Here is a 20,178-nt window from a genome sequence, read left to right on the forward strand (position 1 = left end):
ACTTCTTTAATTTTTACAACTAACTACTATCGAGTTAAAAACTAATGTTCTAAACGATCTTTACTGCTCTTTTATCATCGCCAATCGCCACAAAAGTGAATTCACCAGTAATTGCTTTTTCTCTACTATCGTCATACATTTGTTCAATAAAAATATCGACTCTAACTTTTAAACTAGTCGTACCTAAATACGTAACCTTTCCAATTAACTCAATAATTGTTCCGTGAGGAATTGGTTTTTTGAAATCGATTTTATCACTGCTTACCGTGACCATTTTCTGACGGCTAAATCGTGTTGCAGTAATGAATGCCACTTCGTCCATATATTGCATTGCTGTTCCACCAAATAAAGTATCATAATGATTGGTAGTGTTTGGAAATACGGCTTTGAAAACTCGTGTAATAGAGTTTTGAATTTTATCTTCTGTAGTTAACATTTGTTGTTATTATTTGTATTCGTAATAAATAATTTAAGATGCTAATCGTTCGAAAGCAATGTAGCTGACTAAATTTCCTTTAGCGTCAAATTTTGGAACGGCCTTAATTTCGCATTCGTATAGCGAACCGTCTTTCTTATAGTTAGTAACAATTTCTTTAAAAGGCAATTGATTCTTAACCGCAATTCTAATATTGTCTAAAGCTTTTGCAGAAGTTAATGGTCCTTGAAACATTTTAGGAGATTTTCCAAGCACATCTTTGGGATAATAACCGTTCATTTCATGCATGTTTTTAGACGCATAAACAATTTCAAAACGAGTATTGGTAACAATTAAAACATCATTTTCTTTAAAATAATCTTCTTTTTCTTTCCAAGTCTTTTGAACTGAACTAAATTCATTGTATTCCATTTGCTGTATCGAAAATATATCCCAACAAACCAATGGTGTGTTAATAATTTTTAATTTTTGATGAAATTTGAAAATTGCATTTGCGTGTGCTTCTGTCATAATAATTAGTTTTATCAAATACAGAAACACTTCTTGCCTTTGTTAGTAACGGCTCGAATGCTTAAGTACTTGCGTGATACTCAAACAAAAATCAATTTATGTATCTGACTTATTTCGCATTAAAACGAAAATTACAGTTGCACGACAGTTCAAGAATTTAACTTGATTCCACATTGAAATAACTAATTTATTCCAAAATTGAGTTTTATATGACACAAATGTACAATTAATTAAAAGACAATTTTCAGCTAATTCTTTTTAATAAAATAAAAAATCCTAAAAAAGCTATTTAAAAGTAATAACTTGATTAGGAATTTATAAAGAAAAGGGGTGTATTTTTTTAATATTTTTTACCAATAAATCGAATAATAGAAGCATCTCCTTGATGATAAGGACCCTCGTCTAAGTTTACAATTTTGGTATCAATAAATTCAAAAGTGACGTACTGAAATTCATCTTTTATTTCAATTTCAGAAAATAACATTGCTTCTTCTTTTGGACCTCCCGAATTAAACTTTAATTGATCTTTAGCAAAAGCTTCAAACAGAATCACTCCGTTTGGCTTTAGTAAATGCAGTAATTTATTATGCGCTTCTTTTCGAATTGAAATTGGGAAATGAGCAAAAATAAAAATAATCGCATCGAAACTTTCTTTTTCATAAGGATTTTCCAACACATCGAAAACGGAAAAAGAAACTGTAACTTCTTTTTCTTTAGCTAATGCATCAGCTTTTACTTTTGCAGCTTCGCTGTAATCAAAGGCGTGTACTTCAAAACCATTTTGTGCTGCAAAAACGGCATTTCTTCCTTCTCCCTCAGCAACAAAAAGTATTTTCCCTTTCGGTATTTTATCTAAGTGGCTTACTAGAAATTGATTCGGGTTTTTACCATAAGCAAAATCCGTTTCGGCATATCTTGTATTCCAAAAATCTTTCATTATTCTTGTTGTTTCTTTTTAGATGATGTAACAAACAAATTAAATAATAAGCCGCCCATCAACCCGCCATATAACGTGCTATTTAATGGCTTTGATGTAATTGCGCAAGTGCCGCTTTCACAACCTATTTGTTGGTAATACAGATAACCTGCAATTAAACCTACTACTATTCCAATTCCTGTGATGATGTATGCTTTTTTTGTCATTTTATTTCTTTTTATCAAATGTGATGCTCCAAATTCCTCTGACTTCTCCTTCATCATATCCAATGGCTAAATCCTTCGGATATAATTTTAAAATCTGCTTGGCAACTTCGGGCTTAATTTCTTTTCCATGGCATTGCAAGCACATTGTGTTGGTTTCTATTGGATAATAGAACTGAATTTTATTTCCTTTATCAATTATTACCGGTTTAATAGTTTCTTTTGATGCCATCTGCGTTTTGAATTGGCCAATATATTTCAATTCTTCAGCATTTGCTTTATTACTTGGATTTCTGTTTTTATCAGATACTCTTTTAATTGAGGCGTTATAATTTACTGACATGCTATCTGTTAAAGGCATTGCTTGGATATTACAAAAATCTAAGGCTTCAATTGTTCCTTTTTTCTGAATCGTTCCCATTAGGTTTTTACCCAATAGCTTTTTAGTTTCCAAAGCGTATTCTAATCCGATATCAGCATATGTTCTTTCTGCTTCAGCTTCGGTATATTTTTTGCCTGATTGTATCCAATTTTTATTTCCGTGCGATTCCCAATGTGCTTTAAACCATTCTGGTTCTTCAATTTGGTAATCAAACATAAATTCGGCAATTTGCTGAACACTTTCTTTTGGGAAGGCTTGTTTCGGCATTAAACCGTGTTTTTTTACGGCGCCTCGCATTAAAGCTAATTCTTCCGTTGGGTTTTCAACAAAAGCACTTACATATTTAATAAACTCCTCTTTATTATAACCTTCTCTGTCTATGTATCTAGCTTTAATTGCTACCATTGGCGGTGCTATTCTACCATCATTTTCGGCTGCTTTTGGTCCGTGACACAAATAACAATGGGTTTCCATTAGTTTTTTACCTTCGGAAGGTTCTACTTCGATTGCATCAGATTTTTCGGTAATTGCGCTGTACTCTTTTTTGTCTTGCTGACAACTAAACAATCCCGCTAAAGTTAAAATGGTGAATAAGTATTTCATTAGATGCTATTTGATTGTTAGTAATTAAATAAAACTCTTGGTATTAAACGCAAGTATGGAAAATAATTTAGTAAAGCAATTCTCAAACTTTTTTTGACTTTTACAAATGTACTGAAGTGATCCACAAGAACATGTAACCATTGTTACAAAACTATTACGAAAGCTATAACAAAAAACTATAACAATGTGATTATACAATAATATTTTACTATACAACGAAACAAATGTTACACACAGCTCTTAAATTTAATCCGAGCTTTGCACCATCAAATACTAACAAAATTTAAAAAATATAAAAATGGAAAATCAAGCATTTATGCCTCGAATTGGCCAACAAGCGCCAGAATTTACAGCAGTAACGACTCAAGGAATGGTAAACTTCCCCAAAGATTATGAAGGAAAATGGGTAATATTTTTTAGTCATCCTGCCGATTTTACTCCAGTTTGCACCTCTGAGTTTATGACATTTGCTAGTATGGAGCCTCAGTTTAATGCAGCAAATTGTGAATTATTAGGTTTATCAGTTGACGGTTTATACAGTCATATTGCATGGTTGCGTACGATTAAAGAAAAAATAGAATACAAAGGAATGAAAGACATTGAAGTGAATTTCCCTTTGATTGAAGACATTTCTATGGAAGTTTCAAAAAAATACGGAATGATCATGGAGGGCGAAAGTACTACGAAAGCAGTAAGAGCAGTTTTCTTTGTAGATCCAAAAGGAACAATTAGAACAATCATCTATTACCCACTAAGTATTGGTAGAAACTTCGATGAAATTTACAGAGCCTTACTTGCTTTACAAACAGCGGATGCATTTGACGTGGCACTACCGGCAGATTGGAGACCAGGAGAAGACGTAATTGTTCCAACAGCTGGTTCTTGTGGTGTTGCAAAAGAAAGAATGGAAAGTGAAGAAGAATTAGATTGTAAAGATTGGTTCTTCTGTACTAAAAAATTAGATAAAGATTTAGTTTTAAATACAATATTGAAAAAATAAGAATTGGGAAAATAAATTTCAAACAGTCTAAATAAGTAATTCATTTAGACTGTTTTTATTTTTAGAATTGGAAATAAATAAAAGGTTGCGCACCTGCCGAAGCCGTAGCATAAACAACCCAATAAATTAATCCCAAAAGAATAGCTTTAATTAGTAGCGGAACTTTATTAAAAGTACTTTGTAAAAAAGCGATTCCTTTTACCGGTACAAAATGCCAAACCACACCAATTGCAATTAGTAAGAATACATTTTTATATCCGAGAATAATTGTTTGCCACTGATTAAAATCGAATGTTAGTTTACTTATATTTTCAATTACATCAAATGCAGTTGTAAAATCTTTCGCTCTAAAAAACAACCAACAAAAAACCACAAAATGGAATGTTAAAAACACCTGAATAATGCGAATAAAAGCGTTTTTCGGTAATTTGATAAATTGACCAAAGAATTTTTCAACCACTAATGCCAATCCGTGTAAAACACCCCAAACCACAAATTTCCACGAAGCGCCATGCCATAATCCTCCTAACAACATAGTCAAAAACAAATTCAAATAGGTTCTAAATTTTCCTTTACGGTTTCCACCTAGCGAAATGTATAAGTAATCGCGCAACCAACTTGATAACGAAATGTGCCATCTTCTCCAAAATTCGGTAATAGAACCCGATTGATACGGTGTTCGGAAGTTATCGGGCAACCAGAATCCCATTAATAAGGCAAGTCCGATGGCAATGTCTGAATATCCTGAAAAATCACAATAAATCTGAATCGCATAACCATAAGAAGCCATTAAATTTTCAAAGGCTGAATAACTATTTGGTGCATCAAAAACACGATCTACGAAGTTCGAAGATATGTAGTCTGAAATCACAGCTTTCTTAAACAATCCACCAATAATCAAGAATAAAGCACGATTAAAATCTTCCTTAGTTAATTTTAAACGTTCATAAATTTGCGGAATAAAATCACTTGCTCTTACGATTGGCCCAGCCACTAATTGTGGGAAAAACGAAACGAAAAACAGGAAATCCACAAAGCTTTTAGTAGGTTCCAATTCCTTTCGATATACGTCAATAGTATAACTCAAGGTTTGGAAGGTATAAAATGATATTCCGACCGGAAGAATGATGTCTTCAAACTTCATCGTTCCATCGAAAAGTGTATTAAAATTATCAATAAAGAAGTTGGTATATTTGAAATAAGCCAGCATTCCTAGATTAATAGCTAAACTTAGAATCAAATAAAATTTTCGATAAAATTGATTTTTTTCTACAAATATCAATCGCGATAAAGAATAATCTACTACCGACGAAAAAATTAGCAATAAGAAGTAAATCCCACTGCATTTATAATAGAAAAACAATGAAAACAAAACCACATAAGTAATGCGGAAATAATGCGTTTTCCTTGATAAAATATAAATAAAATAGAACACTAAAAACAAACCTAAAAACAATGCGCTGTTGAACAAAAGCGGTTGCTTCGGGTTATAAATAAACCAGTTTTTTGCGGTTTCTAAATCAACAGTTCCTATTGCGTCTAAAAACCAAGTTTGAAAATTGAAAAGTGCCTTCACTATTCTAATGTTGATTTATATAATTCATATGATTGCATAAAAGCATCGAAAAACAATTGTGCTTGTTTCTCATACCCTACTTTTGAATAATGTACTTTATCTTTTGACATGTATCCTTTTGAAGCATTACGACTTATAGCTTTGTTTCCTCCAAAAACATGTAGTAAATCCCACACTGCATAGTTTAGAAACGGCGCGTTTTCTTGAATCGTTGCCGCATATTCTTCAATATAAGTATTCTGAAATTTTCGATGTAAAACCGAAGGTGGTGAAGTCATTAACAACACACAAGCTTCGGGAGATTTCTGTTTAATGCCAGCAATCATTTTTTCAATTTGCGAAAAGTAAAGAGCTGCAGATTGTCTGTCAAAACTTTCATTTGTTCCCAAAGATATAATAACTAAATCTGGATGCAAAGCAGGCAATTGGTCGTTAAAAAGCGTAAATTTATTGAAATCGACACCTTTTGCACCATTTACCCCAATGCTGTGATAAATTAAGCCCGCATTTTCATTTTCTAAAACCAAACCATTTAAAGCAAAATCATTTGCTCCTTTATTGGGTACAATTGCAATTTTATCTAGCGGTTTCTCCGAATTGAATTCGTAATAATTACCGTAAGATTGCAAATCTATTGGAATATATTCTGTTTTTATACTGCTTCTTGATTGCGTACCTTTCGTAGGAATTTTTAACATTTTCCCAGCACGAATTACATTGCTTTTTAGTCCGTTAGCATTTTTTAATGCCGTCACCGTAACACCATATTTATTAGCAATGCTTCCTAAAACTTCACCCGATTTAATTTTATGACTGATGGTTTTTGCAACTTGTCTTTCAATTACAATATTTTTATTTGCCACAGAAACAGCAAATAAATTAGCGTTTTGAGGTGTGATAATTTTTAATCTTGTAAAATCATACTGTGCATCTTTGACATTCAATTGAATCGCAAAATCATTGCTATTTGTTTCTAATGCGATGCCACTCAACCCAACAGGCCTTGATAAATCTGGATAAATATTACGATAATTTTGAAAATTCCCTGCTGCTGCATACCGAATTGGTGCGCTGTTATTGGTTTTTGCAACACTGTAAGGAAAAGTAAATCCAAAACCACCATTTCCAAAAACTCCTTGTAAATCTCTTCTGATTTTTGCAGTAAACAAATCGGCTTGAATGTGCGAATCACCAATATGAACAATATTAATTTTGCCTTTTTTAATCTTTTCTAATTGGTGTAACCTTTGAAAAAAACCAAATAATGCAGTTGAATTTCCAATTCCATTACCTGAAAAAGTAACTTCAAGTGAATCAATAACAGGCTCATCAAAATAAAGCGAATCCGCAGAAGTTGCCAACGTATCGGTTACTTGTGCAACGCCAAATAAGGCAAAGCCAAACAAAACAAGGCAAAATTTAATTTTCATAAACAGAATCATTTTTAGTAAAAATACTATCTTTTTTTACGCTTTTTGGCGCGCTTTTTCTCTTTTTACGCAACACTTTATAAGCTTCATATCCTTGATTTAATTGCGTATAAACCAAGTTTGCTGCTTCTTTTGCACCTCTGTGATTGAAATGCGTATAATCTTTATTTGCTTTTGAAGGTTCTTGTTCCACCCATTGCACCATCGAGCCATCGCCACCCATCAAAGTATATAAATTTACAAAGCTTGATTGCGATTTTATAGCGTAGCGTTTTTGCGAAGTATTTAATGGAATAACAGCCGAATCGGTTTTCATTTCCATTTCATATTTAGTCGATTTATCTGCTGTTGAAACGACTAAGACAGCCACTCCTGGAAAACATTCTTGCAAATGCGCCACTACTTTTTCCATTCGTTTTTCGTACCAAGAATAATTCAAAGTTCCATAATTCAACACATTCGCTCCATATTGCAACACAATTAAATCGTAATCTAACTTGGCATGGAAAGCACGCATTGTAGCAACATCAAAACTACCAATAGGTAATCCCGAATTTCCTCTGTTTGAAAAATTATCGACGTGAACGCCTTTTCCATCATCAAAATTGAAGCCGTAAAATGGAATCGAATCCGCCTTTTTGAAATTTACTTTTATACTTTTAAGATTTCCTTCCGACAAAACCATCGTATTTACTAAAGCGTTTGGTGTTAGTTTTTTCGAAATGGTGTCGGTTCCAATGATGTATTTAATACGACCTTCTTTATTCGATGAACTTCCGTAGAATAATGTCGGTTTATTTAATTCCGATGAAAAACGGGTGTTGTTTGCCTTATATCTAACCCAAGCTACATTTGCTGTATCATTCGCGAAAAACACGTGCCCGTTAACTCCAAATGGCTTTGACGGACGCTTTACTTTCAAATACGATTGGGTTTTCCAGTTCTTTGAATATTCATGACTTATTGAACTTCTAGAGGAAGCTGATTCTGATGTTATGTTGACTAAACCAACACCTTCACCACCAAATTTTTCCTGTAAATAGGTTCTGAAATCTTTCACAATTAAATCGCCATCCGTCATGGAATCTCCAAAATAAGCAATTCTGACGTTACCTTCTTTCTTGGTTTCCAATTGGAATAACTTCTCGAAAAAAGGAATTAAATACTGATTTCCAGTATATTCCTCAAAAGTTTCAGTTGGAAATTTAATTCCGTTATCCACTTTATAAATAATTTTCTTTTCTGCTAAGGAATCTTGCAACGAATCGTTTTGTTCTTCATCGTCATGATCGGCAATTGCTTCTAACATCAGGCTGTCCACCACTACATTTTTCGTAGGCGCACTTTCTGAAAAAATTTTCTTTGGTAAAAAAGTTTTAAACGCTAAAAATGATAGCGCTGAAATTACAACGACTAAAAAAGCCTGAAAAAAATATTTTGATGTGTTCACCTATTTTTTTATTAAATTCCAATATGAAAATTCTAAATATAGAAACTGAAACGAGTTCAGCTGCAAAATGATTGTTTTTAAATTTGTAACTTGTAATCTTTAAACATATAAGTCACATAGGTGTTAGTTTTTCTAAAGTTACAATTTCAGCAACTGAAACGAGTTCAGCTTGACAAAGACTGGTCTGATTTCGTAATTCTTACTTCGAAATTTTGACTTCGAAATTCTAAGTTCTAAATTCTGACTTCTAAATTCTAACTTCAAACCTCGTACTTCGTTTTACATTCTTTCTGGTACGTTTATTCCTAAAAGTGAAAATGCATTTTTGATGGTATTTCCAACGGTTTTTGCTAATTGTACTCTAAAGACTTTTTTATCCTGATTTTCTTCGCCTAAAATCGAAACTTGTTGGTAGAAGGAATTGAATTCTTTCACCAATTCGTATGTATAATTTGCGATTAAAGCCGGACTGTGATTCTCTGCTCCGCTCTGAATTACTTCAGGAAATAACTGGATTTGTTTGATCAGCTCTTTCTCTTTTTCGTGCATCTCGATATCGCTCGAAATGACAACGTTCGTATAATCAAAATCAGCTTTTCTTAAAATCGATTGAATTCTCGCATACGTATATTGAATGAAAGGTCCAGTATTTCCAGCAAAATCCACTGATTCTTCCGGATTAAACATCATTTGTTTTTTCGGATCCACTTTCAATATATAATATTTCAAAGCACCTAAACCAATGGTGTTATACATCGCGGCTTTATCAGCTTCGCTATAGCCTTCTAATTTTCCTAATTCTTCCGAAAGTGTTTTGGCCGTCGCAGTCATTTCTTCCATTAAATCATCCGCATCAACCACTGTTCCTTCACGCGATTTCATTTTTCCGGAAGGCAATTCTACCATTCCATAAGACAAATGATATAAACTATCTGCCCAATCAAATCCTAATTTCTTTAAGATTAAAAACAACACTTTGAAGTGATAATCTTGCTCGTTTCCAACGGTATAAACCATTCCACCAACATCTGGGAAATCTTTTACACGCTGAATTGCTGTTCCAATATCTTGCGTCATATAAACCGCAGTTCCATCCGAACGCAATACAATTTTTCTATCTAAACCATCTTCCGTTAAATCAATCCAAACCGAACCGTCTGCATCTTTCTCGAAAATTCCTTTTTCCAAACCTAGTTGCACTACTTCTTTTCCTAACAAGTAGGTATCGCTTTCGTAATAATTTGGAATATTGAAATCGACACCCAAATTTTTATAGGTTTGTTCAAATCCATCATAAACCCATTGGTTCATCGTTTTCCAAAGTGCAATTACTTCCGGCTTACCGTTTTCCCAATCTAAAAGCATTTGTTGGGCTTCCAAAATTGAAGGTGCCAATTTCTTAGCTTCTTCTTCCGATTTTCCTTCGGCCATAAGTGTAGCAATTTCTTCTTTGTAGTGTTTGTCGAAAGCCACGTAGAAATTTCCGACTAATTTATCGCCTTTTAAACCTGTAGATTCTGGCGTTTGTCCGTTTCCGAATTTTTGCCAAGCCAACATCGATTTACAGATATGAATTCCTCTGTCGTTGATGATTTGCGTTTTATATACTTTTTTACCCGAAGCTTTAATGATTTCGGCTACCGAATACCCCAATAAATTATTTCTAATATGTCCTAAATGCAAAGGTTTATTTGTATTTGGCGAAGAATATTCAACCATCACCGCTTTCTCATTGGCATTTGGCGTAACAAAACCAAAATTTTCCACTTCTTTAATCGAATTGAAAAAATTCACATAAAAAGCATCCGAAATGACGATGTTTAAAAAGCCTCCAACTACATTGAATTTTGAAACCTCTTTTGCATTCGCCACCAAGTACTCGCCTATCTGATTTCCGATCGTTGCCGGATTGCCTTTTAAAGCTTTCACCAATGGGAAAACAACCATCGTTATATCACCTTCAAAGTCTTTCCTAGTCGCCTGAAATTCAACTTTTTCGATCGTTAAATCGAAAATTTCAACTACCGCTTTTTGGATGTGTGTCGTAAGTGTTTGATGTAATGTCATTTTTCTCTGTTTTTTTGGACGTGCAAAGGTACAAATTAGACTTTAGTAATTGGTTTTTTGGCATGATTTTTTTAAGAATTGAAAAAAGGAGTTTTTCTTGTTTGAAGTTTCAGGTTTCAAGTTGAAAGTCGCGGGTTATAATTAAGGGTTTAAGGTTTAATTAGGTTGCAAAAATAACTAGCTTTTAATCTTTGGCTAATGATTAGTTTTTATTTTGAAACCTTAAAATTAGAGCCACTTTTTTTTTACATTAAGAATTAATTCTTTTGAAGTTATAAATTTATTTTTATTATATTTGAATTTATAAACGCCACATAAACTATGAAGAATCAATCATTTAGCTATACCCCAGGAACGCATAAAGGACAAAAAGTAATTTTTATTCAGTTTGAGAAAGATTACAAATTGGTTGAAATTGTAAAGAAAATAACGGGAAGTATTTGGAGTCAGCAAAAGAAGACTTGGTATGTTGCCGACACGGATGAAAATCGCCTATTTTTTAACTTGCCCAAAAATCACGTGCAACATCCTTCCGAGGAAGGTTATTTACATTTGCAAAAATTCAAAAATTATTTGTTGTCAAAACGCTATAGCGAGAACACTATACGAACATATATTGATGCTTTGCGTTCGTTTTTGGCTTTTCACAACCAAATACCCATTATTGCACTAACAAATGATGACGTTATTCGTTATAATACAGATTACGTTTTAAAAAATAATTTATCAAGTTCTTATCAAAATCAGATTGTGAATGCGATAAAATTATATTTCAAAACAGTTAGAGAAATAAGTTTAGATTTAGATAAAATCCATCGACCTAAACGCGAAAAGACTCTTCCAAATGTTTTAAGTAAAGAAGAGGTTAAAGCTATTTTAAATGCTCATTCCAATTTAAAACACAAAGCAATGCTTTCTTTGATCTATAGTTGTGGTTTGAGACGAAGTGAATTATTAGATCTAAAACTTAGTAATATTGATTCTAAAAGAAATATTGTTTTCATAAAGCAATCTAAAGGAAAAAAAGATCGAATTACCCCGTTATCACCAAAAATTTTAGAACTATTAAGGGAATATTATAAAATATACAAACCAAAAAATTATCTTTTTGAAGGTCAAGAAGCAGGTTCAATTTATTCGGAGCAAAGTTTGCAAAATGTTTTAAAACAAGCCTTGGTAAAAGTAAATATTAAAAAGCCCGTAACCTTGCATTGGCTAAGACATAGCTATGCAACTCATTTACTAGAAAGCGGAACAGATTTGCGTTATATCCAAGAATTACTTGGACACAACAGCAGTAAAACTACCGAAATTTACACACATGTTAGCACTAAAAAGCTTACAGCAAATAAAAAGTCCTTTTGATGATTTATAATTCTATACTTTCAATTTTACGAAATTTCTAATGAATTATTCTTTTTTTAATTATATTTGAAAAGAAATAGATATCACAAATATGATACAAAGCCAACCGAAATTGTGTGACTTTGTATCACGGAGTGATACATATAAACGAGTTGCCACACATACAAAAAAACCACGATATGATTGAAATTGGAACAAAATGTAAAATTAACTTGAGCGAAACTGAATATAAAATAACAGATGTTCGCAAAAAAGACATTACAATAAAAATAGATGATGATACAACTCACCAGATTATTGACTATTTCGTGGATTTAGAGGAAATTGAAAATCCTAAGGTCACGGTTAAAAATTTATCAATTACCAATATTAACTGGAATGACGTTTAAATTTAGTGACTTAATCGATTTTAGCAAAATACCAATTAAAATATTTATTTTGCTGTCTTTTGTGAGTGGAATACTTTTATTCGGCTCGGAAAATTTTCTTCAACAACTTAAAGTCAAAGAATTCGAAGAAAGTTATGGGATGTATTTTGGAATCATTTTCATAATTTGCATTTCATTTATCTTACTGTCAATAATATACTACTTTGTTAAAAAGATTAATAGTTATTTTTTCAGGGTAAAAATGAATAGACATTTAAAGGAAAAAATTAAAAAGTTAGACCCATCCGAACAAGCCGTTTTAAGAGAGTTTATTATAACTCAACGTACGACAATTTCAATGCCAATGGACCATCCTGTAGTTTCAGGCTTACTCGATAAATATATTTTAGTTAGGAAATCCAACATCGGAATGGGAATGTATTTTCCAATGGCATTGTCAAAACCAGCAGATAAACATCTTACTGAATTTGATTTGGGATTTCGAGAAGATATGGAAGAAGAAGAAATTAAATATGTAGGGAGAAATAGACCAGAATGGACATCTGATTATATTTATGAAAGTGCGAACAAATAAGTACGTGTGGCAACACCGTATATAAGCTATGGCTTGGTCTGTGCTTACTTGGAAAATCCGCAGGATTTTCCAAAGCCAGTTTTTATTTGGAGAGGTTCTTGCCAAAACACGCCACAGCTCATATACATAAACGTTACCACACATTTAAGAATGACGCAAAAACAACGAAAAATATTCTATACAACGATTTTCTTTTTAGGAATAATTTTAATGTATATTCAAATACAGATTTATCGGAATACAATAATTAATTGGTTAATTCCTGCTTCAATTGTAATTGCAATCGCAATAGTAAGTTTTTTAATAGATTTTAAATACTACAAGCGGACTTATGAGTATAGCGGAATTGGATTGTATTTTTATTCGTGGATGCATTACATAATCGGATTTGGATTTATTTTTTGCTCAATATTTATGTTAATGAATTTTTACTTCGCTGACCAAAATGTAAAAACAGAATCTTACAAAATTGTTGAGCGAACTTCTATACGTGGAACAACGAAAGGGAGAATTGGAAAAGAACAACCGGTATTTACGATAAACTATAAAGGAAAAAACAAAGAGTTAGTTTTTAAAAACCATTTCTATGAAAAAATGAATTTGTACAAAACTGTTGAATTTGAAACTCGGAAAGGTTTTTTTGGATTTGATATTTTAGAAAATAAAAAGCTGAATTAAAAACAAAAAAGTACAAAAACGTGTGGTAACACAGTATATAAGCTATGGCTTGGTCTGTGCCTACTTGGAAAATCCTGCGGATTTTCCAAAGCCAGTTTTTATTTAGAAAGGTTCGTGCTAAAACACGCCACAGCTCATATACATAAACGTTAGGCACAAGCTTAAAAAAAATGAGCACAAAACACGAAATAGATACTTATTCGAAATTAGAACTTGGAGGAACATTTTTTCTCGAAGAGTCATTTCGTTATTTACATTCAGCTTTAAAATCTGAATTTGCATCAATTTTATTTTTAGAAGAATTAAATTCTATTGAACCATCAACGGAAGACCGAAAAATATTTGACAAAACTTATTTACCTGATAATGCTGTTGGAATTTTACAATCGAAAATACCAGATATTCTAACGTCCGAGACAACAAATTTAATATCAAATTCGTGGCAAAAATCACAATTCAGAGCGGAAACTGAAAAACATAAATTCGGGCTGAATCATCGAATAGACTCAATCGAAATATTAGGTCACTTAAATAATTTCGGATTCTTTATAGAAACACTTGTAAATAGGCATTTGCTCTTTTTAAATCAAACAGGTACAATAGATGAATTTAGTTATGCAAGAATTTCAATCTCAAAAATAATGGAGCGTTTAATATACATATTCAAAGCTGATTTAAATAACAATAAGGTTCATCTGAATGAAATCACTAATTTGTTCAGTTTAAGAAATAAGACAGTACATTTTACACCCGATAATGCTATTGCACTTAAGCCAAAAATATCCGAACTAATCCAAATTTGGAGTCAAAGCGCAAAGATTATCACTAAATTTGAACATAAAGAGAAATTTAATGAAGAAAGTTTTTCAAAGAGATTGGAAGAGCATATAAAAGAAATAAAAACTTGTTGGACATAAAAAGCCTGTGCCTAACAGCCGTTTGGCGAGATTGGGGTTTTAGTGGAATTAACGTTTTTATTCATATCTTCGTTTCGGCAGAAAATACTCTGCTATAAAATCCCCAACCTCGCCAAGCGCCAAGACGTTATGTGATACCTTTGAAAAAAATGAGAATAAACTACATCATCTGTTTTTTAATTTTGACAATATTTTCGACAGTAAATGCACAATCGAAAAGACAATTTATAAAAGTTGAAGTTCCTGTAATTGAGCAGAAACTAAATGAACTCGTAATTGAAAAACTAAACTCGAAAAAGAATAATGGTTGTTTAAAATATAAACAAAATGGAAACGTTGAAGTTAAATATTGCGATAATAATTCTGAAGATAATTATGTAGAATATGATGAACTTGGAAAAATTAAAGATACAGAAATTATAGTTGTAAATAAATTTACACACAATGAAGAATTTTATATCTTAATTAATCCGAAAGAAAGCAAAACACTTACTTTGTATGGTTTTCCACTTAAAATTGAAAACTCAAACAAATATTTAGTTTACAATAATCCGTCAACAGATATTCCCTACTCAATCCAAATATTAGAAATGAAAAACGGAGAATTGAAAAAGATAGATGAAATATTATATCCAATTGACATAACTATTAAAAAAGTTTTGCGTGTTGATAAAAGCGAAATTTTTATTTTAGATAGTAAAAATCAAGTTTGGAAAACCAGCATAAATAAATAAGGCATCACATAACAGTGGTTTTGAAAGATTGCGAAAATTGTGCTAAATTCACATATATCTTACGCAATAAATTTTATCTTAGCGGAAAAATCTCGGTTCCGAAGTTCGCAACCTTGCAAAGCCACAAAACGTTGTGTGTAATACCTGAAAAACTATGATACCTAGTCACATTTACCACTATACTTCATTAGAAACACTCTTTTTAATTTTGGAATTTAATACTTTTAGATTTAATCGATTAGATAGGATGAATGACCCATTTGATGGATTCAGTCAACTTTACTGTAATTCTCGAATGAATATTTTCTCTTCTTCATGGACTAGCGAAAAAAGAGATGAATTACCAATGTGGAAAATTTACTCTGATTTGAAAGGAGTTAGAATAAGAATGCCTATTGACTTATTTAATTTTTCTGATAATCTTACAGTTTCGAAACTTAATAAAGGAAGAAATTATTTAATAAAATCTGTATTAAATAAACCGTATTTAATAGAAAGAAAAGAGTTGGCGAATCTACAAAAAAACGACACCGAGTATCAGTTTCTAACTAAATCTGTTTACGGTCCTACTAAAGTTGACTACGTTGCCAAAAAGTCGGATTTATCTAAAGGTTTAGTTAAGTTAGATAAGAAAAATGTCGGTTTTCCGATATATGAAATAAACCTAAATTTAATTGGTCAAAAAAAGATTGATTACTGGAATTTTGAAAAAGAATACCGGTATAGAATATTTTATGGAGACGCTATCGTGATTGCTGGTTCATCTCCAGTTCTTGAAGATTTTCATGATAATTCCCCAATTATCACAAATTATATCGACATAGAGTTTAAACCCGAATCACTTGAAAAGATTGAAATCATTTTAGGGCCAGAAAGTAATGAAGACACAAAATTTAGAATTGAAGAGATTTTAAAGAATAAGAATGTAAAAGAATTTAAAATATTAAAAAGTAAAATTATAATTAATTAAGTACTACACACAACAGTGGTTTTGAAAGATTGCGAAAATTGTGCTAAATTCACATATATCTTTCGCAAGAAATTTTATCTTAGCCGAAAAATCTCGGTTACGAAGTTCGCAACCTTGCAAAGCCACAAAACGTTATGCGTCACTTTCAAAAACTGAAGCGGAAAAATGAGAATTTTAAAAAATCTAAAGGAATATAATAAAACAGTTTTACTCAACTCATTTCCAAATGAATTACAAAATGATGTTGAAATCGTAATCGAATTTTTAAATGATGAAAAATTAGAAATACATCCAAATTTAGAAAATCCGTTTTTTGTAAATAGTAAAATCATTATTATTCCATACCGAATTTATTCAAACGAATCAACAAAAAATATTGAAACCAACTTGACCGAAAAACAAATAACAATTCTAAATTGTTTGTATCTAACTCATAATAATGGATATTTAAGACAACAAAAACTAGAACAATTGAGAGAAAACTTTGAAGATTTTGTAATTCCTTATAAAATGAAAGTTTTATCAGAATATGTTATTGAAATAATTAGTGAAGTAGAAAGTCAAATAAATGAAAAAACAATCGGAAGCTTTTTAAAATTTATTGATGAAAACCCGCAATATTGGAATTTAGTAAAAAGTAGAATTATAAGTTATTGGGGAGAATACTATAAACATAGTTGTAAGCTCAAAGACTATATTGGATATAAAATTATTAAAAAAATAGAACTAGAATTAAAACGATAAAGCGAACGCATAACAGCAGTTAAAATAAATGGCTTAGGCAAAGGCATACTTCCGAATTTTCTCCGAAAATTCAAAAGTTTACGTTATATTTGTTTTGGCTTGATCTTTGCTCATCGCCACTTCTTTTAGCTGCAAAACGTTAGCAAACATTTAAAAAAACACGAATGAAAAAACGATTAAAAATTGCTGGAATTATTTTTGGAGTTATTATTTTATTAGGTGGAATAATTGGTTTTATAGGCTGGAGGAAAATGCAGAAACTTAATTTGGCGCAAGAAAAAGCAAATTATATTATGGAGAATCTTGACAAAGAAAATATTGCGAAAGAATTTCCAATAAAATATTTTCCAAAAGAACAACTTGAACCAATTCTGGACGGAATAAGACAAAATTGTGATTGGAAAAATAAAGACGGAAAATTTGTTGATTTCTTTACTACAAAAAATATTGGAGGAATAGACCAAACTGCATTTATTTACGAATACTATATGAAATGTGATAGTTTGCGCTTTATTCTTTCATTTAGCGTAGAAGATGAACCCGAATTAATGGGATTTCATTTTGAGCCTATTGAAACCGAAAACCAAATGATTTTATTTCCCGAAAAGCAATTGAAGAATAGATAAACGTTTGCTAACAGCGGTTTGCATAAATGGCGAAATATGTGGTAAGTTCACGTTTATTTTTCGCAAGAAATTTTATCTTAGCCGAAAGATTACGGTTACGAAGTTCGCCACTTCTGCAAGCCACGAAACGTTGTGTGCTATAATTTCGCGTAAAACTTCCAAATCAACATTTCTCTAAAAAAACTTCTTATAAAACTTGCTAAATGTTAACTTTTAAGATAACTTTGCTAAATGAATAGAGAAATAGTATTTCACGAAAATCACTTTATTGAATTTTACCAAGTCCAAAATGAAAAGGTAAAAGAAAAGATTAAATATGTTCTTGAACTTATTAAACAGGTTGAAAAAGTTCCTGAAAAGTTTCTTAAACATTTAACCAATACTGATGGTTTATATGAAATTAGAATTGAATATCAATCAAATATTTATCGCATATTCTGTTGTTTTGACAAAGGAAAATTAGTTGTGTTATTTAACGCCTTTCAAAAGAAAACGCAAAAAACACCAAAAAAGGAAATTGAAAAAGCAATTAAATTAATGGATGAATATTTTAACTTACATAAAGAAAATGGAAAAGTATAAAAACATAAAAAACTTTGAACAACTTATAGAAGCTGATCACGGGAAAATTGGAACTGAAAGCAGAAACTCTTATGAAGAGAAATCTCAAATGTTTATAATAAGCGAAATGCTTAAAGAAGCTAGAAAAGAAGCAAATATTACGCAAGAACAACTTGCCGAAAAAACTGGAACTAAGAAAAGTTACATTTCGAGAATAGAAAATGGAAAAGGAAATATTCAACTTTCTACTTTGATTAGAATTTTTGAAATTGGCTTAAATAAAAGAATTGGACTTACGTTTTTATAAGTTATTACAGCACACAACAGTGGTTTGTAAATATTGTTTTATTTGGTGGAATCACTGTAATCAATTACATTTACGATAAACAAATTAAGAATTGTTTTCATAAGAAAACAACATTCACAAGCCACAAACCGTTGTGCGTAATTTTACCGTAGAACCTGAAATCTATCGCAATTTTTACCAATAAACAATATGAAAATAGAAGAAAAATATCTCGAAAAAATAAAATCTGAAAATATTTTTATTGATATTTATACAGATCATTATGAAGAATCTTTTTACGGATTTATAATTAATTATACAGACAATCTTATCTTAATAGAAAAATACAACGACGATTTTATCTATGATGGAATTTCTGTTTTCCAAAGAGAAAATATTACAAGAATAAAATGGAATGGAAATGATATAAATAGTTGCTTAAGTTTGGTTGATTTATCTAAACGAAATGAAAAAATAAAAAACCTAAAATTAGAAAACTTAAAAAATACAATTGAGGAAATTAGCGCAAGATATAATTATGTGACACTTTATATTGAAGATATTGATAAAGGAATGTGTATAATTGGAGAAATAGAAGAAATTGACGAGGAAACCATTGTTATTAATCAATATGGAACAAAGTCAACACTTGACAGAACTTTTATAATGATTTCTTTAAATGATGTTACAAAAGTTGAAGCTGGTGGTGTTTATGAAGAAAACTTGCTGAATTTATATAAAAAAACTACGCACAACAACGGTTAGCAAAAATGGTTTCAGGCTTGGTTTTTCCTTCGGAAAAACCTCTATGATTCGTAATTTTGTTTATATTTGTTGTGGTCAGTGATTAATTCAAACCACTTTCGCTAGCCGAGAACCGTTAGCGGATATTTAAAAAAAAACGTAAACGACAGAAAATCAGATAAATAATGAGAATAATATTTATAATTTTATTTATTTGTTTGCTATTTGCAAATTGTAAAAAGAATAATTCTGAATTTAACAACTCGGAAATAAAAGAAATTAATGACATTGTAAAAATAGTGATTTTAGAAGACAGTCTTAATGTGCTTAAAAGTGAAAGTGAATCCAAAATGTTTTGTGAAAACTTAATAAAATTAAACATTTACATTCCCGAAAAGAGAAAAGAGAACGAACCAATTCATCCGCTATCACCATCTTTTAATAATGTTTCAATCGAAAATCTAATATATTACAAAATAGAAAATAAAATGTTTTTTACAAATACTGATTCTCTGTTTTTACTTAAACAAAATTTGAAACCTAATGAACTAAAAATCGAAAATAAAATAATTAAAAAGTTAAATGTAACTTCAAAAAAAATTGAACTAGAAAAAAAGAAAATTGGAAAATCATACAATTATTATGAAATGACAATACCTGCTTTTTCGAAAGATAATCAAAAAGCATATTTAGAACTTAATCACTATTGCGGTAACTTGTGCGGAAGTGGAAAATCAATTTACCTGAAAAAAGTAAACGGGAAATGGAAAATTGTAGACAAACGGAGAACTTGGATAAGTTAAAAAACATCCGCTAACAGCGGTTTGTAAATATTGTTTTATTTGGTGGAATCACCGTAATCAATTACTTTTACGATAAACAAATTAAAAATAGTTTTCATAAGAAAACAACATTCACAAGCCACAAAACGTCAGGCTGTGAAAAAACCTTGTTTTTTCACAATTTCGCTTTTAAAAGCTCTTGTAAACTTCAATA

The 20,178-nt window shown here is 31.1% G+C and carries 23 protein-coding genes; 14 read left to right on the forward strand and 9 right to left on the reverse strand.

Annotation, left to right across the window (positions count from 1 at the left end):
- Positions 1 to 49: 49 nt before the first annotated feature.
- The 5 genes from ACFSX9_RS15930 to ACFSX9_RS15950 all read right to left on the reverse strand — a co-directional run bounded on the left by ACFSX9_RS15930 (position 50) and on the right by ACFSX9_RS15950 (position 3,071).
- The gene (locus tag ACFSX9_RS15930) at positions 50 to 436 is read right to left on the reverse strand and encodes an acyl-CoA thioesterase (protein ID WP_379809501.1); all 387 of its coding nucleotides are present in this window, start codon (positions 434 to 436) and stop codon (positions 50 to 52) included.
- A gap of 33 nt (positions 437 to 469) precedes the next feature.
- Positions 470 to 946: a PAS domain-containing protein gene (locus ACFSX9_RS15935; RefSeq protein ID WP_379809503.1), complete on the reverse strand. Its 477-nt coding sequence runs from the start codon at positions 944 to 946 to the stop codon at positions 470 to 472.
- Positions 947 to 1,286: 340 nt separating this feature from the next.
- Positions 1,287 to 1,883 carry a class I SAM-dependent methyltransferase gene (locus ACFSX9_RS15940; RefSeq protein ID WP_379809505.1) on the reverse strand — a complete coding sequence of 199 codons (597 nt, stop codon included), beginning with the start codon at positions 1,881 to 1,883 and terminating at the stop codon, positions 1,287 to 1,289.
- On the reverse strand, positions 1,883 to 2,089 hold the full coding sequence (locus tag ACFSX9_RS15945; RefSeq protein ID WP_379809507.1) for a DUF6132 family protein: 207 nt from the start codon (positions 2,087 to 2,089) through the stop codon (positions 1,883 to 1,885). The genes ACFSX9_RS15940 and ACFSX9_RS15945 overlap by 1 nt, the downstream gene beginning before the upstream one ends.
- 1 nt (position 2,090) lies before the next feature.
- Positions 2,091 to 3,071, reverse strand: a complete 981-nt coding sequence (locus tag ACFSX9_RS15950) for a c-type heme family protein (protein ID WP_379809509.1) — start codon at positions 3,069 to 3,071, stop codon at positions 2,091 to 2,093.
- 298 nt (positions 3,072 to 3,369) lie between these two features.
- Between ACFSX9_RS15950 and ACFSX9_RS15955 the strand changes: the two genes are divergently transcribed.
- On the forward strand, positions 3,370 to 4,071 hold the full coding sequence (locus tag ACFSX9_RS15955) for a peroxiredoxin (protein ID WP_379809511.1): 702 nt from the start codon (positions 3,370 to 3,372) through the stop codon (positions 4,069 to 4,071).
- A 61-nt stretch (positions 4,072 to 4,132) separates the two neighbouring features.
- Here ACFSX9_RS15955 and ACFSX9_RS15960 read toward each other — a convergent pair whose 3' ends face one another.
- The 4 genes from ACFSX9_RS15960 to argS form a co-directional block, all read right to left on the reverse strand.
- Complete coding sequence (locus ACFSX9_RS15960; protein ID WP_379809513.1) at positions 4,133 to 5,647, reverse strand: MBOAT family O-acyltransferase; 1,515 nt, start codon at positions 5,645 to 5,647, stop codon at positions 4,133 to 4,135.
- The gene (locus ACFSX9_RS15965) at positions 5,647 to 7,077 is read right to left on the reverse strand and encodes a GDSL-type esterase/lipase family protein (RefSeq protein WP_379809515.1); all 1,431 of its coding nucleotides are present in this window, start codon (positions 7,075 to 7,077) and stop codon (positions 5,647 to 5,649) included. Before ACFSX9_RS15965 ends, ACFSX9_RS15960 begins: the two co-directional genes overlap by 1 nt.
- Positions 7,067 to 8,527 (reverse strand): SGNH/GDSL hydrolase family protein, encoded by a 1,461-nt coding sequence (locus ACFSX9_RS15970; RefSeq protein ID WP_379809517.1) that lies wholly within the window; start codon positions 8,525 to 8,527, stop codon positions 7,067 to 7,069. Before ACFSX9_RS15970 ends, ACFSX9_RS15965 begins: the two co-directional genes overlap by 11 nt.
- A gap of 279 nt (positions 8,528 to 8,806) precedes the next feature.
- Positions 8,807 to 10,594 (reverse strand): arginine--tRNA ligase, encoded by a 1,788-nt coding sequence (gene argS, locus ACFSX9_RS15975; RefSeq protein ID WP_379809519.1) that lies wholly within the window; start codon positions 10,592 to 10,594, stop codon positions 8,807 to 8,809.
- Positions 10,595 to 10,915: 321 nt separating this feature from the next.
- Here argS and ACFSX9_RS15980 point away from each other — a divergent pair, with 321 nt between their 5' ends.
- The 13 genes from ACFSX9_RS15980 to ACFSX9_RS16040 all read left to right on the forward strand — a co-directional run bounded on the left by ACFSX9_RS15980 (position 10,916) and on the right by ACFSX9_RS16040 (position 19,985).
- Positions 10,916 to 11,959, forward strand: a complete 1,044-nt coding sequence (locus ACFSX9_RS15980) for a tyrosine-type recombinase/integrase (RefSeq protein WP_379809521.1) — start codon at positions 10,916 to 10,918, stop codon at positions 11,957 to 11,959.
- A gap of 179 nt (positions 11,960 to 12,138) precedes the next feature.
- A complete protein-coding gene (locus ACFSX9_RS15985) occupies positions 12,139 to 12,348 on the forward strand; it encodes a hypothetical protein (protein ID WP_379809523.1) in 210 nt (69 codons plus the stop codon).
- The gene (locus ACFSX9_RS15990; RefSeq protein ID WP_379809525.1) at positions 12,338 to 12,922 is read left to right on the forward strand and encodes a super-infection exclusion protein B; all 585 of its coding nucleotides are present in this window, start codon (positions 12,338 to 12,340) and stop codon (positions 12,920 to 12,922) included. The genes ACFSX9_RS15985 and ACFSX9_RS15990 overlap by 11 nt, the downstream gene beginning before the upstream one ends.
- Before the next feature lie 6 nt (positions 12,923 to 12,928).
- Entirely contained in the window at positions 12,929 to 13,600 is a 672-nt protein-coding gene (locus ACFSX9_RS15995) for a hypothetical protein (protein WP_379809527.1), read from the forward strand.
- A gap of 170 nt (positions 13,601 to 13,770) precedes the next feature.
- A complete protein-coding gene (locus ACFSX9_RS16000; protein WP_379809529.1) occupies positions 13,771 to 14,517 on the forward strand; it encodes a hypothetical protein in 747 nt (248 codons plus the stop codon).
- Positions 14,518 to 14,666: 149 nt separating this feature from the next.
- Positions 14,667 to 15,251, forward strand: coding sequence for a hypothetical protein (locus ACFSX9_RS16005; RefSeq protein ID WP_379809531.1), 585 nt, complete (start codon positions 14,667 to 14,669; stop codon positions 15,249 to 15,251).
- 154 nt (positions 15,252 to 15,405) lie between these two features.
- On the forward strand, positions 15,406 to 16,221 hold the full coding sequence (locus tag ACFSX9_RS16010; protein WP_379809533.1) for a TroA family protein: 816 nt from the start codon (positions 15,406 to 15,408) through the stop codon (positions 16,219 to 16,221).
- A 165-nt stretch (positions 16,222 to 16,386) separates the two neighbouring features.
- Positions 16,387 to 16,965, forward strand: coding sequence for a hypothetical protein (locus ACFSX9_RS16015; protein ID WP_379809535.1), 579 nt, complete (start codon positions 16,387 to 16,389; stop codon positions 16,963 to 16,965).
- Positions 16,966 to 17,129: 164 nt separating this feature from the next.
- Entirely contained in the window at positions 17,130 to 17,591 is a 462-nt protein-coding gene (locus tag ACFSX9_RS16020; protein ID WP_379809537.1) for a tetratricopeptide repeat protein, read from the forward strand.
- 231 nt (positions 17,592 to 17,822) lie between these two features.
- Positions 17,823 to 18,173: a type II toxin-antitoxin system RelE/ParE family toxin gene (locus tag ACFSX9_RS16025; RefSeq protein WP_379809539.1), complete on the forward strand. Its 351-nt coding sequence runs from the start codon at positions 17,823 to 17,825 to the stop codon at positions 18,171 to 18,173.
- The gene (locus ACFSX9_RS16030) at positions 18,160 to 18,459 is read left to right on the forward strand and encodes a helix-turn-helix domain-containing protein (protein WP_379809541.1); all 300 of its coding nucleotides are present in this window, start codon (positions 18,160 to 18,162) and stop codon (positions 18,457 to 18,459) included. Before ACFSX9_RS16025 ends, ACFSX9_RS16030 begins: the two co-directional genes overlap by 14 nt.
- 189 nt (positions 18,460 to 18,648) lie before the next feature.
- Complete coding sequence (locus ACFSX9_RS16035; protein ID WP_379809543.1) at positions 18,649 to 19,203, forward strand: hypothetical protein; 555 nt, start codon at positions 18,649 to 18,651, stop codon at positions 19,201 to 19,203.
- A 164-nt stretch (positions 19,204 to 19,367) separates the two neighbouring features.
- Positions 19,368 to 19,985 carry a hypothetical protein gene (locus tag ACFSX9_RS16040; RefSeq protein WP_379809545.1) on the forward strand — a complete coding sequence of 206 codons (618 nt, stop codon included), beginning with the start codon at positions 19,368 to 19,370 and terminating at the stop codon, positions 19,983 to 19,985.
- Positions 19,986 to 20,178: the final 193 nt, after the last annotated feature.

It is taken from the genome of Flavobacterium ardleyense (assembly GCF_042686085.1).
Taxonomy (GTDB): domain Bacteria; phylum Bacteroidota; class Bacteroidia; order Flavobacteriales; family Flavobacteriaceae; genus Flavobacterium; species Flavobacterium ardleyense.

Excerpts from the sequence above, each read along its gene's own strand:
- ACFSX9_RS15930 (WP_379809501.1), bottom strand. The coding sequence starts at position 436 with ATGTTAACTACAGAAGATAAAATTCAAAACTCTATTACACGAGTTTTC.
- ACFSX9_RS15935 (WP_379809503.1), bottom strand. The coding sequence starts at position 946 with ATGACAGAAGCACACGCAAATGCAATTTTCAAATTTCATCAAAAATTA.
- ACFSX9_RS15940 (WP_379809505.1), bottom strand. The coding sequence starts at position 1,883 with ATGAAAGATTTTTGGAATACAAGATATGCCGAAACGGATTTTGCTTAT.
- ACFSX9_RS15945 (WP_379809507.1), bottom strand. The coding sequence starts at position 2,089 with ATGACAAAAAAAGCATACATCATCACAGGAATTGGAATAGTAGTAGGT.
- ACFSX9_RS15950 (WP_379809509.1), bottom strand. The coding sequence starts at position 3,071 with ATGAAATACTTATTCACCATTTTAACTTTAGCGGGATTGTTTAGTTGT.
- ACFSX9_RS15955 (WP_379809511.1), top strand. The coding sequence starts at position 3,370 with ATGGAAAATCAAGCATTTATGCCTCGAATTGGCCAACAAGCGCCAGAA.
- ACFSX9_RS15965 (WP_379809515.1), bottom strand. The coding sequence starts at position 7,077 with ATGAAAATTAAATTTTGCCTTGTTTTGTTTGGCTTTGCCTTATTTGGC.
- argS (WP_379809519.1), bottom strand. The coding sequence starts at position 10,594 with ATGACATTACATCAAACACTTACGACACACATCCAAAAAGCGGTAGTT.
- ACFSX9_RS15980 (WP_379809521.1), top strand. The coding sequence starts at position 10,916 with ATGAAGAATCAATCATTTAGCTATACCCCAGGAACGCATAAAGGACAA.
- ACFSX9_RS15985 (WP_379809523.1), top strand. The coding sequence starts at position 12,139 with ATGATTGAAATTGGAACAAAATGTAAAATTAACTTGAGCGAAACTGAA.
- ACFSX9_RS15990 (WP_379809525.1), top strand. The coding sequence starts at position 12,338 with ATGACGTTTAAATTTAGTGACTTAATCGATTTTAGCAAAATACCAATT.
- ACFSX9_RS16000 (WP_379809529.1), top strand. The coding sequence starts at position 13,771 with ATGAGCACAAAACACGAAATAGATACTTATTCGAAATTAGAACTTGGA.
- ACFSX9_RS16005 (WP_379809531.1), top strand. The coding sequence starts at position 14,667 with ATGAGAATAAACTACATCATCTGTTTTTTAATTTTGACAATATTTTCG.
- ACFSX9_RS16010 (WP_379809533.1), top strand. The coding sequence starts at position 15,406 with ATGATACCTAGTCACATTTACCACTATACTTCATTAGAAACACTCTTT.
- ACFSX9_RS16015 (WP_379809535.1), top strand. The coding sequence starts at position 16,387 with ATGAGAATTTTAAAAAATCTAAAGGAATATAATAAAACAGTTTTACTC.
- ACFSX9_RS16020 (WP_379809537.1), top strand. The coding sequence starts at position 17,130 with ATGAAAAAACGATTAAAAATTGCTGGAATTATTTTTGGAGTTATTATT.
- ACFSX9_RS16025 (WP_379809539.1), top strand. The coding sequence starts at position 17,823 with ATGAATAGAGAAATAGTATTTCACGAAAATCACTTTATTGAATTTTAC.
- ACFSX9_RS16030 (WP_379809541.1), top strand. The coding sequence starts at position 18,160 with ATGGAAAAGTATAAAAACATAAAAAACTTTGAACAACTTATAGAAGCT.
- ACFSX9_RS16035 (WP_379809543.1), top strand. The coding sequence starts at position 18,649 with ATGAAAATAGAAGAAAAATATCTCGAAAAAATAAAATCTGAAAATATT.
- ACFSX9_RS16040 (WP_379809545.1), top strand. The coding sequence starts at position 19,368 with ATGAGAATAATATTTATAATTTTATTTATTTGTTTGCTATTTGCAAAT.